General features: G+C 29.9%; 15 protein-coding genes. All 15 read left to right on the top strand.

The annotated features are described in order from the left end of the window. Positions 1-71 precede the first annotated feature (71 nt). Complete coding sequence (gene gap, locus PLW95_00695; protein ID HOV21187.1) at positions 72-1,085, top strand: type I glyceraldehyde-3-phosphate dehydrogenase; 1,014 nt, start codon at positions 72-74, stop codon at positions 1,083-1,085. 650 nt (positions 1,086-1,735) lie between these two features. Continuing rightward, positions 1,736-2,917, top strand: a complete 1,182-nt coding sequence (locus tag PLW95_00690) for a phosphoglycerate kinase (GenBank protein HOV21186.1) — start codon at positions 1,736-1,738, stop codon at positions 2,915-2,917. Between the two features lie 10 nt (positions 2,918-2,927). Beyond that, a complete protein-coding gene (gene tpiA / locus PLW95_00685) occupies positions 2,928-3,677 on the top strand; it encodes a triose-phosphate isomerase (GenBank protein ID HOV21185.1) in 750 nt (249 codons plus the stop codon). A gap of 84 nt (positions 3,678-3,761) precedes the next feature. Next, a complete protein-coding gene (gene secG, locus PLW95_00680; protein HOV21184.1) occupies positions 3,762-4,058 on the top strand; it encodes a preprotein translocase subunit SecG in 297 nt (98 codons plus the stop codon). A gap of 7 nt (positions 4,059-4,065) precedes the next feature. After that, complete coding sequence (locus PLW95_00675) at positions 4,066-4,809, top strand: metallophosphoesterase family protein (protein ID HOV21183.1); 744 nt, start codon at positions 4,066-4,068, stop codon at positions 4,807-4,809. 295 nt (positions 4,810-5,104) lie between these two features. Beyond that, positions 5,105-5,971 (top strand): serine/threonine-protein kinase, encoded by an 867-nt coding sequence (locus PLW95_00670; GenBank protein HOV21182.1) that lies wholly within the window; start codon positions 5,105-5,107, stop codon positions 5,969-5,971. Continuing rightward, a complete protein-coding gene (locus PLW95_00665; protein HOV21181.1) occupies positions 5,968-7,635 on the top strand; it encodes an ABC transporter substrate-binding protein in 1,668 nt (555 codons plus the stop codon). Before PLW95_00670 ends, PLW95_00665 begins: the two co-directional genes overlap by 4 nt. Further along, positions 7,616-8,158, top strand: a complete 543-nt coding sequence (locus tag PLW95_00660) for a TIGR03936 family radical SAM-associated protein (GenBank protein HOV21180.1) — start codon at positions 7,616-7,618, stop codon at positions 8,156-8,158. The genes PLW95_00665 and PLW95_00660 overlap by 20 nt, the downstream gene beginning before the upstream one ends. Beyond that, entirely contained in the window at positions 8,136-9,560 is a 1,425-nt protein-coding gene (locus PLW95_00655; protein HOV21179.1) for an Rne/Rng family ribonuclease, read from the top strand. The genes PLW95_00660 and PLW95_00655 overlap by 23 nt, the downstream gene beginning before the upstream one ends. A gap of 45 nt (positions 9,561-9,605) precedes the next feature. Then, a complete protein-coding gene (locus PLW95_00650; GenBank protein ID HOV21178.1) occupies positions 9,606-10,376 on the top strand; it encodes a 5-deoxy-glucuronate isomerase in 771 nt (256 codons plus the stop codon). A 138-nt stretch (positions 10,377-10,514) separates the two neighbouring features. Further along, positions 10,515-11,051, top strand: coding sequence for a hypothetical protein (locus PLW95_00645; GenBank protein ID HOV21177.1), 537 nt, complete (start codon positions 10,515-10,517; stop codon positions 11,049-11,051). Continuing rightward, positions 11,038-11,418, top strand: coding sequence for an outer membrane lipoprotein-sorting protein (locus PLW95_00640; protein ID HOV21176.1), 381 nt, complete (start codon positions 11,038-11,040; stop codon positions 11,416-11,418). Before PLW95_00645 ends, PLW95_00640 begins: the two co-directional genes overlap by 14 nt. A 40-nt stretch (positions 11,419-11,458) precedes the next feature. Continuing rightward, positions 11,459-11,671 carry a hypothetical protein gene (locus tag PLW95_00635; GenBank protein HOV21175.1) on the top strand — a complete coding sequence of 71 codons (213 nt, stop codon included), beginning with the start codon at positions 11,459-11,461 and terminating at the stop codon, positions 11,669-11,671. A gap of 412 nt (positions 11,672-12,083) precedes the next feature. Beyond that, positions 12,084-13,001, top strand: coding sequence for a hypothetical protein (locus tag PLW95_00630; GenBank protein ID HOV21174.1), 918 nt, complete (start codon positions 12,084-12,086; stop codon positions 12,999-13,001). A 20-nt stretch (positions 13,002-13,021) separates the two neighbouring features. Then, entirely contained in the window at positions 13,022-13,873 is an 852-nt protein-coding gene (locus PLW95_00625; protein ID HOV21173.1) for a hypothetical protein, read from the top strand. Positions 13,874-13,976: the final 103 nt, after the last annotated feature.

Genomic DNA, 13,976 nt, shown 5'->3' with positions numbered 1-13,976 from the left:
TTGTATTTACAATTAAAAAATTTAGTGTTAAAATAAACAAAATATAAAAATAAATTAAAAAGGAGGAAATTATGGCGGTGAAAGTTGGAATAAATGGATTTGGTAGAATAGGAAGACTGGTTTTGAGAAGTGCTCTTGAAAAGAGTTTTCCTGAAATAGATTTTGTTGCTTTTAACGATATTACTGATGCAAAGACACTTGCATATCTTTTTAAATACGACTCAAATTATGGGATTTATCCTGGTACTGTTGAAGGAAAAGATAACAAATTAGTAATTGATGGAAAAGAATATATAGTTTTTGCTGAAAAAGACCCTTCAAAATTGCCATGGAAAGATATTGGGGTTGATATTGTTGTTGAATCAACAGGACTTTTTACAGATAAAGAAAAAGCATCATTTCATCTTGTTGGTGGTGCAAAAAAAGTTGTAATTACTGCCCCTGCAAAGGGTGAAGATTTAACAATAGTTATGGGAGTAAATGAAAATATGTATGACCCTAAAAATCATACAATAATATCAAATGCTTCATGTACAACAAATTGTCTTGCTCCTCTTGTAAAAGTCCTTGATGATAATTTTGGCGTTGTAAAAGGACTTATGACTACAATACATTCATATACAAATGACCAGAGAATTTTAGACCTGCCACATAAGGATTTAAGAAGGGCAAGGGCTGCGGCACTTTCTATGATTCCTACAACAACCGGGGCAGCAAAAGCAATTGGGAAAGTTATACCAAAATTAAATGGAAAAATGAATGGGCTTGCAATAAGAGTTCCTACTCCAACTGTTTCTATTGTTGATTTTGTTGCTGAACTTGAAAAAGAAGTTGATATACAAACAGTAAATACTGCTTTTAAAGAAGCAGCAGAAACATATTTAAAAGGAATTTTGAAATATTCAGAAGATGAACTTGTTTCTAAGGACTTTGTTAAGAACCCATATTCTTCAATTTATGATGCACCTTTGACATATATAATTGGAAATATGGTAAAAGTTCTTGGCTGGTATGATAATGAATGGGGATATAGTTGCAGAGTTGTTGACCTTTTGAAATTTATGGTTGAAAAAGGGAATTTATAAAGAGAGCAAAGATTCCCTATTTATAACAGGGGAGGAACGGAGATTTAGGATAAGAAAGAAGGGGATATAAAAATTTTTCTATACAGGTAGAGAAATGAATGTTTACAGTGGTAGTGTCAAAAACTTAGATGAAAGAAAGATGAAAAATAAAAATCCCGTAAGCATAACTTATCGCTTCGGCGTAGGGATGGTTCGTATGCTATATTTTAAACTGCCTGTGTAGAACAATCCCTCTTCAAATTCCCCTCAATCCCCGTTGTGCCTATTGAAATACATTACGGCACCAACTCTGTGTGCTAAACTTTGCAACTTTAGTCGGTTTACTAAAGGGGGAAGTAATGAGGGAAATACTCCTTCCCTTACTAAGGGAAGGCCGGGATGGATTTTAATTATAAATCCCCCTAAGTCCCGTTGTGCTATCTGGGAAACGATAACGCACCAACTCTGAGAAACAAGGTAAGCAACTTTAGTCGGTTTGTGAAAGGGGGAAGATACTCCTTCCTTTTATAAAGGAAGGTGGGCTCGCCCGTAGGGCTATGCCCGAGGGGATGGATTTTCACTTTTCACATTTCATTTGTCTTTGTGAGAAAGTGGGGAGTGAATTTAATTAACCAATTTTGGCAGAACCTTTACAGTAAGAAGGAGGTAAAATGGAAATTAAGACGATAGAAGAACAAAATTATAGCGGTAAAAAAGTTTTTTTGAGAGTTGATTTTAATGTACCTATTGAAAATGGCAGGATAACTGATGATACAAGAATAACTGCCTCATTACCTACAATAAATTATCTTCTTTCACAGGGTGCTATTTTAATTATATCTTCTCATTTGGGCAGACCAAAAGGAAAAGTTGTTCCTGAAATGAGTTTAAGGCCTGTTGCAGAAAGATTAAGTGAATTACTAAATAAAGAAGTTAAATTTGTTCCTGATTGTGTTGGTGATGAAGTAAAAAAAGTAGTTGAAAATTTAAAAAAAGGAGATGTATTACTTTTAGAAAATTTAAGATTTCACAAAGAAGAAGAAGAAGGAAATGATGAATTTGCAAAACAACTTGCTTCACTTGCTGATGCATATGTTAATGATGCTTTCGCTGCCTGTCATAGAGAGCATGCTTCAATTTATCAGATAACAAAGTATTGTAAAGACACTGCTGCTGGTTTTCTAATTAAAAAGGAGGTTGATGCCTTATCAAAACTTTTATCAAATCCCGAAAAGCCCTTTCTTTTAATTATTGGGGGAGCAAAAGTTGTTGATAAAATAGGAATGATAAAAAATTTGATTGATAAAGTTGACACTCTAATTACAGGTGGAGTTATGGCTTATACATTTATAAAGGCAAAACACTGGGAAATAGGTAGTTCAAAAGTTGATGAAGAAGCAATACCTCTTGCAAAAGAAATTATAAAAGAAGTAAATAAAAGGCACTTGGAGTTTCATACTCCACTTGACCATATTATTGTAAATAAAATTTCTCCTGATGCAGAAGTGTTAATTACCGAAAGAGGAACTATTCCTCAGGGATGGATTGGAGTTGATATAGGACCACAGGCAATTGAAGAATATACTGATTGTGTCAATAGGGCAAAAACAATTTTCTGGAATGGACCTATGGGAATATTTGAAATTGATAAATTTGCAAAAGGGACAATTGAAATAGCAAAAGCAGTGGCAAATTCAAATGCATTTTCTGTTATAGGAGGAGGGGATTCAATTGCTGCTGTTAATAAGGCAGGTGTTGCAGATAAGATTTCTCATATTTCTACCGGTGGTGGTGCTTCTCTTGAATTTTTAGAAAAAGGTACTCTCCCTGGAATTGATGTATTAAAAAAATAGGAGTTTTTAAATGAGAAAAACATTAATAGCAGGAAATTGGAAAATGAATAAAACACCTTCTGAATCAATTGAATTTGTGACGAATTTAATTAAGAATATTGGAAATTATAATGATAGAGAAATTCTTATTTGTCCTCCTTTTACATCTCTATATCCCATTTCTGATATTATTAGAAATTCCTCATTACTTTTAGGGGCTCAGAATGTTTTTTATGAAGAGAAAGGTGCTTTTACAGGAGAAATTTCTCCTTTGATGCTGAAAGATATAGGTGTTGAGTATGTTATTTGTGGACATTCAGAAAGGAGAAATATTTTTGGTGAAATAGATGAAATTATAAATAAAAAAGTTAAAAAAGTTATTCAATATAAACTAAAACCAATTCTGTGTATTGGTGAAAAATTAGAAGAAAGAGAAAGCAATAAAACATTTGATATTATTAAAAAACAACTGGAAAAATGTCTATCTGATTTTGAATATATTGAACAACTGACAATCGCATATGAACCTGTCTGGGCAATTGGAACTGGGAAAAATGCAACTCCACAACAAGCAGAAGAAGTTCATACTTTTATAAGAAAATGGATTGGAGAAAATTATAATCAGGAAATTGCAGATTTAATAAGAGTTATTTATGGAGGGAGTGTAAGTCCTGATAATATAGATGATTTAATGAAGGAAAAAGATATTGACGGTGTTTTGGTTGGTGGAGCAAGTTTAGATATTGATAAATTTTTAAGAATTATTAATTATAAAGTATAAGAAATTTTTCTTTAAGGGAGAGGAAGGGAAGGGGGAAAGAGAAATAATTATAAAAAAATTTGAGTTGATTAAAAGGGAGAAAAAATGTACACTTTTCTTTTAGTTTTTCATATTATTGTCTGTCTTCTTTTAATGTTTTTTGTTTTGATACAAAGTGGCAAAGGTTCTTCTATGGCTAATATTTTTGGTGGTGGAGGAATGGAAACTGTTTTTGGGGCAGAGACGCCTACTATTTTAAATAGAATTACAACTATTTTAGCAATAATTTTTATTGTCTCTTCCTTAATTCTTGCTGTTACTCCGGGCAAATTAACAAATAAAAGTATATTAAAGCAACAGGTAGAAAAAACAGAGAATAAAATCCCTCCTGCCAGCCAATAATATTCAAATGGAAAGAGTAATTACCTTACCTGACAAAGGAAAATGTGTTTTTGTTGGTGATACTCATGGCGATATTATTGCATCAAAAGTTATTTTAAAAAATTTTCTCTATAAAAATAACTATTATGTTGTTTTCCTTGGTGATTATGTTGATAGAGGAAAAAGGTCAAAAGAAAATATTGATTATTTGTTAGAAAAAAGAGAAAAATATGATAATTTAATTTTGCTTGCTGGAAATCATGAGGTGTATCCTATTTGTGAGTGCTCTCCTTCTAATTTCTGGGAGGCACTTTCACCAGAAGAATTTAATCATTATAAAGAGATATTTCTCAAATTACCGTGGTGTGTTACAGGTAATAATTTAATTGGAGTTCATGCAGCAATTCCAGATGTTGAAAAATTATTAGATATTGAGAATATTGAAGTTGGAGGAAAAAAATGGTTTATAATGTTATGGGGAGATTTTGTTGAAAAAAAAGGAGAATTGCTGGGTAGTTTTTTAGGAAGACCTAAACTTGGTAAGGATTATTTTGAAAAAGTTATGGGCAAATTAAAAAAGAATGTTTTAATAAGAAGTCATGACCCTAAGGCAAAAGAAGTTATGTTTGATAAAAGGTGTTTAACAATTTTTACATCTTCTGAATATGGTGTTGAAAGGAAAATAGCAATTGTTGACCTTGAAAAAGATATAAAAAATGTTGATGATATTGAATTAGTTTCTCTGGACTTACCTGATTTAAATGGGATATAAATACTCAGTCAACTGTGTTGACCGAAAAGTAGCGAATTGAAAGTGTAAAAAAGAGAAATCCATCCCAACCTTCCTTTTTCAAAGGAAGGAGACATACTTCCCCCTTTGCAAACCGACTGAAGTTGCAAAGTTTAGCACACAGAGTTGGTGCCGTAATGTATTTCAATAGACACAACGGGGATGAAGGAGGATTTTATAAAAAAGATTAGTAAGCACAAGAAAAGTGAGAAGGTTTTTTTTCACTACTTGCTCTGAAATTTAAACAGGAAACTTAATACAAAGGAAAAAGAAGAAAATGCGAGATAAAAATTTTGGAGGATATTGTTTAGGAGAAGTAATTGGAGGAGGAAGATACACAAAGGTATATAAAGCATATTCGTTTCTTGCCCATCCTCCCTATGGTAATCCTGTTGCTATTAAAATACTCAACTTAAAAGCGGGAATTTTTGAAAAATCAAAACTAATAAGTCAATTTGAAAGAGAAGCGGAAATTGCTATGCAACTTGACCATCCAAATATTGTAAAAGTTTTCAATTTCGGGAGATTTAATAGATATTATGCAATGATAATGGAATATGTTGATGGGAAAAATCTAAAAGAAATATTATATGAAAGAGAAAAATTTCCATTCGAAACAATAATAAAAATTTGTTATAAAGCAGGTAAAGGATTAAGTTATATTCACCAACATAATATTATTCATAAAGATATTAAACCAGATAATATTCTGGTGTCAAAGAATTTGGAGATTGTTAAAATTACTGATTTTGGTATTGCAAAATTACCAGGAAAACTATGGAGAAAAGATATTTTTCCAAAAGGAGGAACGGTTACAAAATTTGGAATTATCTCCTATGTTGCTCCCGAACAGGAAGAAGGTAATGCGACATTTCAATCAGATATTTATAGTTTTGGTGTTACAATTGATGAAGTTATTACAAGTAAACTGCAAATTGAAGGATATAATGATGAAGATTATTTAAAAAGAATAAATATTAGGGCAAATAAAAAAAACACTGGGAAAACACCAATAATTTCTTATGATTTGCCAATACCAGATAAGTTAAAAAAGATAATAGAGAAAGCAATAAATCCAGATTTGAATTTAAGGTATTCATCTATGGATGAACTTTTGGCAGATATGGAAGAGTTTATAAAATGAAAAAATTTTTTATTTTTGTTTTACTTTTATTTTCAGGTTGTTCAACTTATCAAACTCAGAAAGATATAAATCAAATAACTCTATCAACTACCTCTGACCCAAAGTCATTTAATCCTATTATTGCAAAAGAAACAAGCACAACTAATATTACAACTTTTATATTTGAAGGGCTTGTTGAAATGGATGGTGTAACATTGGAAGTAAAACCATCTTTAGCATATAAATGGCAAATAGATAAAAGTGGGAAAAAATGGATTTTTTATTTAAGAGATGATGTTTACTGGAATGATGGAGAAAAATTTTCAGCAGATGATGTTATTTTTACATATAATGACTTGATTTATAATGAAAGTATTCCTACAAGTAGCAAAGATGTTCTCACAGTTGATGGGAAAAAGATAAATGTAAAGAAAGTTGATGATTATACTGTTGAATTCCAACTTCCAGAAAAGTTTGCTCCTTTCTTAAAATTAATGACACAAGAAATTTTCCCAAAACATATACTTGAAAAAAATGTTTTAAATGGGACGATAACAAGTACATGGGGAGTTAATGAAAAAGTAAATAATATTATTGGAACAGGACCTTACAAAATGAAAGAGTATAGACCAGGAGAATGGGTAATACTTGAAAAAAATGAGAAATATTGGAAAAAAGATGAGAAAGGGAATAGATTACCTTATATCCCCAAAATTATTTTTCTTATTATACCTGACCCTAATATGACAATTCTCAAATTCAGGACAGGAGATATTGATATAATTTCAATAAGAGGGCAGGATTTTTCTGTTTTAGAACCATATCAAAATAAAGAAAATTTTACAATTTATGAGATAGGACCTTCACTTAGTTCAAATTTTCTCTCCTTTAATCAGAATGTTTTTTCACCAATTGATAATTACAAAATTAAATGGTTTAAAAATTTATATTTCAGAAAAGCAATTGCACATTCTATTGATAAAAAAAACATTATAAAAAATGTTTTCAATGGACTTGCAGTTCCACAGGTAGGACCAATGACTTCCACATGTGGATTTTATTATAATAAAAATTTACCTGATTATGAATATAACCTATCAAAGGCAAGACAATATCTTCTAAAAGGTGGTTTCCACTACAAACAGACAAAACTTTTTGATAATGAGAATAACCAGATTAGATTTACTATATTAACTAATAGTGATAATTTTGAAAGAATCCAGATTGGAAATGTTATAATTAATGACCTTGAAAAATTGGGTATGAATGTTAATCTTCTGCCAGTTGAGTTTAATACACTTGTTACAAAATTAAATGTTACAAATGATTGGGAAGGTGTAATAATTGGTTTTACAGGAGGAATAGAACCACATTTTTCTAAAAATGTATGGATGAGTTATGGACAACTTCATCTGTGGAATATGGGACAGAAAAAAATTCTTGAGGAGTGGGAAAAAGAAATTGATGTTTTATTTGATGAAGGAGCAAAAGAACTTAATGAAAATAAAAGAAAAGTCATTTACGATAGATGGCAGGAAATCGTTCAGCAGCAATTACCCCTTATTCATACTGTAAATCCACTTGTAATTTATGCAGTAAGAAATAAGTTTGGTAATTTAAAACCAAGTGTTTATGGTGGTGTTCTTCATAATATAGAGGAAATTTATGTCAAAGGATGTTTATAGGTTAAGAGTTATTTATGAAAAAATGGGTATTTCAAAGTATATATCAAGTAAAAATTTATTAAGACATATTGAGAGGTGTTTAAGAAGAACCAATTTACCTTTAAAATATACAGAAGGTTTTAATCCACATCCAAAATTAAGTTTTGGTCCTCCCCTACCGGTATATATTGAAGGTGAGAATGAGATTATGGATATTTATTTTGATGAAAAAATAAATGAAAATGAATTTTTAAAAAATATAAATCAATTTCTTGTAGAAGGCGTTTTATTTAAAGATTGTTTCTGGATTCCTTTAGAAAACCACTCCTTAGGAGTAATAACTTTAATGGCTGTCTATAAAATTGAAAAAGATGAATTGGATTTAGAAAAACTGAAAGAATTGGGAGAAATAAATAAAAGTGAAAATTTTTTTGAAATTATTATAAAGATAAATGGTTTTTCTCATAAAAAGTTGTTAGAAATAGTTGGAAATCAAAAAAGAATAATAAGGAACATAATATATGAAAGTAATTATAACAGGTGATTCTTATTTTATAAGGGTTGTATTGGTTGAAAATAACCAGATTGAATATTTTTTTGTTGATAAAATTCCTTCTGATATTTTTGTTGGAAATATATATAAAGGGAAAATAGAAAAAATTCATAAGGGACTTAATGCAAGTTTTATTAACATAGGAAAAAGAGAAAATGGTTTTTTGCATTTTGGAGATAAAGAAGTATATTTTGGAGAAGAAAATTTTCGTCAGTTATTACCTGAAACAAAAACTCATAAAGAAGGAGAAAATATAATAGTTCAGGTTACTAAACCGGGAAAGGAATTAAAAGGGATGAAACTTACAACAAGGATTACACTACCAGGTAAGTATCTCGTTTTTATTCCTGATTCAAAAATAAAAACAATTTCTAAAAAAATAAAAGATAAAAAAGAAAGAAATAGATTAATGACACTGGTAAAGAAATATATTCCATCAAATGATGGTTTTATTATAAGAACATATGCTGAAAACAAAGATGCCAGATACATTGTTAACGAAGCAAAATATTTATATAATGAGTGGAAAAGAATAAAAAAATTAGACAAAAAATTTCATGCTCCATATTCACTCTGGCAAGAGTTACCGTTACATACAAGAATAATAAGAGATTTCGTAAATGAAAAGACAGAAGAAATAATAGTTGAAGGAGAAAAATTTTATAATGATATTAAAGTGTATATAAAAAAATGGTGTCCTGAATTTATAAGGAAACTAAAGTTTTATAATTATGATATCCCTCTATTTGAAAAATTTGATTTGAACAAAAAAATATTGAATTTTCTCAATGAGAAAGCTTATTTACCATCAGGTGGTTATTTACTTATTGAAGAAGGAAGTACTTTAACAGCAATTGATGTTAACACAGGAAGTTTTGAAAGTAAAAGTTATTCAGAGACAATTTATAATACAGATATTGAAGCAGCAATGGAAATTCCAAGGCAAATAAGGGTAAGAAATCTTTCAGGTCTTATAATAATTGATTTTATAGATATAAAAGGACAGGAGAAGAAAAAGAAAATTTTTGAAAACTTTAAAAAATTTCTTGGAGATGAAAAAGTTAAATTGCTTTCTCTTTCATCCTTAGGATTAATTGAAATGAGTAGAAAAAGGACAGGAATAAGTTTAAAGGAGTTTTTTTATGATGAGTGTCAAATATGTAAAGCAACTGGCTATGTAAAAAATTTTAATATGATTTTTATTGAATTAGAAGAAAATATCTATAATTTACTTTTTAGAAAAGGTGAAAAGAGAATAAAAGTAAAAGTTCATCCAGAATTTCATGAATTTATTTTTAAAAATAATTTATTCAATTCTTTAACTCAAAAAGGCAGAATATTGATAGAAGCAACTTATCAATTAAATGGGTATTATTCAATTGAAATAGTTTAGATTAAATGGTATTTTATATAAAAGAAAAATACAAGGAGGGATAAGGTGGCACAACATTATAAAATTGAAAAAATTGAAGGTTATCAACAAATAATTACACCTGAAACAAGTGATTTAGAGTTTTTAAATTGTGGGATAATTCGATTTTCAGAGGGTGAAATATTTAAAGATAATACAAAGAAAAATGAAACAGTTTTTGTTATAACTGAAGGAAACTGCAATTTCTTTTTAGAAAATAAATTATTTGGAAAAATGAAAAGAACAAATGTTTTTGATGAACCACCTGTTGCAGTTTATCTTCCTCCCTTTCTTGAATATAGAATTGAATTTATAGGCAAGACAGAGATTTGTGTATTAAGTTGTTTAGCAACGGGAAAAGGAACTCCTTTATTTATTGATAAAAAAAATGTTAAGTTCAGAAGGGTAGGGGAAGAAGTATATTTTAGAAATATAACAGATATATTAACTGAGGAATCTTCTTCTGAGAGATTACTGCTTGGAGAAACAATAAATGACCCTGGAAACTGGTCAAGTTATCCCCCACACAAACACGATAAAGATAATCCACCAGTTGAAACAAAACTTGAAGAACTATATTTCTTTAAGATAAAGCCTAAAAGTGGCTTTGGAGTTATGAGGATATTTGATGAAACAGAGGATAATATATTTGTAGTGAAAAATGATGAAGTTATTACAATACCTAAGGGCTATCATCCAGTTGCAGTTGCTCCAAAGTTTCAAATTTATTATTTATGGGTTTTATGTGGAAATACAAAAAAACTAATTTCTTTTACACACCCTGATTTTTCCTTTTAACCTAAATTCAACTGCGGGGGGTAAACAAAAGTTCAACCCCCGCAGTTATATAAGTTATTTTAAGTAAAGACTATCCTTCTTGCGGTTATGCACCACAATGCCAAAATAAAAAGAATTAAGATAAAAAGGACACTTAAAATGTCAAAAATAATAAAAATAGTTATGTGGATAGTGCCGATAGGGTATATTTTGTCTAATAACATAGGATGGTGCCAAGAGAATAGTAAAAAAGAGTTTGTTTTAAAAGGGTGGGAATATGCTGTTGAGATGATTCGATCAGGAGAGTGCAATTATACAATAAAACAAGAACAGAAATGGTATGAACATCCTCCCTCTGTTTCAAAATCAGGGTTTTTTAAAAAGGAGGACTATGAAAAAGTTCCATACACAAAAGAAAAAAAAGAAACATATAACTGTTTCTGGAAATATAAGAGAGGCAAAGAAGTTGTAGAGTACATTAAGAAAACATATGAAAAAGGACAAGGCAAAATTTATTGTGATGGAGAAAAATATGTAGAAATACAAGATAAACAAATACTGATTACTCCTGTTGGAATACAAAATTTAGGTATATATTCTGTTACTCCTCCTTCTTCTGTACTTTTTCATTTTTGGCCAGGTGTATCTGTTAAAAAAAATTTTTTCTTCCGGGAAGATAGAATTGAAAAAGGTTGAATATGTTAATAACCAAAAATGTTATCCTTTGGTTTACCGTCCTTCTGATTATAAAAACATCGACTATACATTTTGGATTTCAGAAGAGAATTTTTTATCAGCAAAAATAGAAACAAAAATAGGTTCCACTACAACAATAGTTTCTATAATATCATATACAAAAATAGGTGATATATGGTTTCCACAAAAATTTATTGGATATACTGATATTAAAGGAGAAAAAAATGCAGTTGTAGAAATAGAATATACGAACATAAAAGTAAATAACGAAATTTCTGACAAAATTTTTGAACCTGAATTTCAACCTGGAATGAATGTATATGATAGGATAACTAATACTATATTTACCGTGCCTGAAAAGAAATAATATAAAAGGGAACAAATGAGAAAATTGTTATTTTTTATGGATGATGTATAAAGAAAACAAAAGTCAAGAACAAGCAAAGAAAATATGGGAAGAGTATTTAAAAAAATATCCAGAAGGGGTATATAATACTGTAGTGAAAACATTTTTGGAAGGATTCACAGAATGGTATCATATAAATAATTACTTTAGTTGTCCGGGACATCTTTTTAAAAGTAAATGTTATGGTTGTGACCCAGGTAGTGTCAAAAAATAGATAAAAGAGAGATGAAAAATAAAAATCTCCCTACCCCGTTGTGCTTGTTAGATCCCTCTCAAAATCCTCCTTCATCCCCGTTGTGCCTATTGAAATACATTACAGCACCAACTCTGTGTGCTAAACTTTGCAACTTTAGTCGGTTTACTAAAGGGGGAAAATACTCTCCCTCCTTTAAAAAACATGTCCGCCAATGTTTTAGTAGAGGAGGAGGGCAGGGGTGGATTGTCTTACACAGAAGGGTTTAGAGTTTTGCTTACAGACCATCCCTACGCCGAAGCGATAAGTTACGCTTACGGGATTTCTACTTCTCACATCTCACTTTTCACATTTCATTTGTCTTTGTGAGAAAGTGAGGAGTGAATTTAATTAGCCAATTTTGGCAGTACCCTCTTTTAACATAGGAGGGAAAATGGACAAAATAAAAAAAATTATTTTTCTGAGTATATTGGTATTTGTATTACAAAATGCTTGTATTACCAAAACTAACTTTGTATTTTGTGAGCCAAAAGATGAATTAGAATTTGTTTTACAAGGAATTAGGTATAACCTGTCTCTTATACAAGATGCATCGGTAGAATTTGAACTAACTTATAAAAATAGCAAGGAAATAAAAAGCGGAAAATGGTTTTATAAAGATGGCAAAGAAAAAGTTTTTCTTAAAGCAGTGGATGAATCAAAAAATATAAATGAAATTATTTATATTTACACTCCTGAAAACACTTATATAATAAACTTTGAGAAAGGTAAAATTGCATCAGTTACTATGGGATATTCACCTTATTATATTCAACTAAAAATTAGACCGACTTGGGTTCCTTCATCCATTCTATTTCATCTGTGGCCTGTGGGTATTACTTTGGAAGAAATTCTCCAAAATGAAAAATTAAAAATACTATCTAATTCTGAATATTTTGCTGGGAGTAAATGTTTTGTAGTAGAAGTTCCAAGTTTTGGATTTAAAGAGTTCAAAGGATATGGCAAGGATGATTATTCCTATTTAGGATATAAAATATGGTTCTCTGTGGAAGAAGGTTTTTTGCCTAAAAAAATTGAAATATACAGACAGGAAGATTTAATAATAAGTGTAGGTCCTATTAATTTTGAAAAATTTAGTATAGACAAAGATATATGGTTCCCAGGAGGAGTTTCTATAAAATGGTATGATCCTTCTTCCAAAAAAATCAGTGCAGAAGGTAAAATGGTATATTCTAATATAAAAGTTAACCAAGGGATAAAAGATGAAGAATTTAATTTAACTTTTCCACCTGGCACACAAGTTTATGATGAAAGGACAGGGATTTCTTTTACTGTGCCTGAAAAGAACTGATATACGAGGAGAAAAAAAATATGTTAAAAAAATTAAATATAAAATTGGTTTTAATGTTTTTAATAATTTGTGGTTTAACAGGAAGTATATTACAAGCAGAAGAAATTCCAACTATAGAATTTATAAAGGCATCTTTGAAAAATCAAGAAAATTTGAGTTATCCTGCTTTAAAAGTGAAATGTCAAATTACAATTCTGACAGATGTCGAAAAAGAAAATTCGGAAATAATATCCCAGTATGTTCGAACTCCAAATTGTTTTTTTATGGAAACCAAACATTTTGAAGGAAAAGAATTGAAATTTACATATAAAGGAAAGTATGAAAGAAATTCTGGCACTCGGAAGGAAATTAGCATTTCCCAAAGTGATAAGAAATTCGGTGAGATTGATATGGGATTGGGGCCGATCTTAAGTGGTATAAAATTAGAGACGACATATTGCCCAATTTTTTTGAAGAATTCTTATTTCCTTTATGATGCTTTAGAAAAAGGGAAAGTTACAAGAGAACAAAAAGTTATAGATGGACATAAATGTTGGTTAGTAAAAATAAGCGAAGGAGACATTTGCTATAACATTTGGTTAGGACAAGATATAGGATTCTGTCCAGTGTTAATAGAAAGAACCGTGAACAACAAAATTGAAGATACTGTTGAATTCTTTGACTACAAAGAAGTATGTAAGGATTGTTGGTTTCCGATGAAGATGATAACAGAAGGAAAGACTCCTGAAGGATTGATAAAAAATATTTGGAAAGTAGAGGAGATTTCAGTAGGGAAAGCTATTTCAGAAGAAGAAACAAAAATTGAATTTTTACCGGGGACCGTTGTATCTGACTTAACAACAGGAACTACCTTTGAGATACATAAAAAATAATTTTATAAAAGGATAAAGTTGTGAAGAAAAAGGCATCTTTATTTATCACCAATATTTGGAGATATAATAATAGAAAATTATCAACAGAAGAAAAAATAAATAA

This window comes from bacterium (assembly GCA_035370465.1).
Lineage (GTDB): Bacteria > Ratteibacteria > UBA8468 > B48-G9 > JAFGKM01 > JAGGVW01.
The sequence above is the reverse complement of the archived record's forward strand: the minus strand, read 5'-3'. Positions and strand labels throughout refer to the sequence as shown.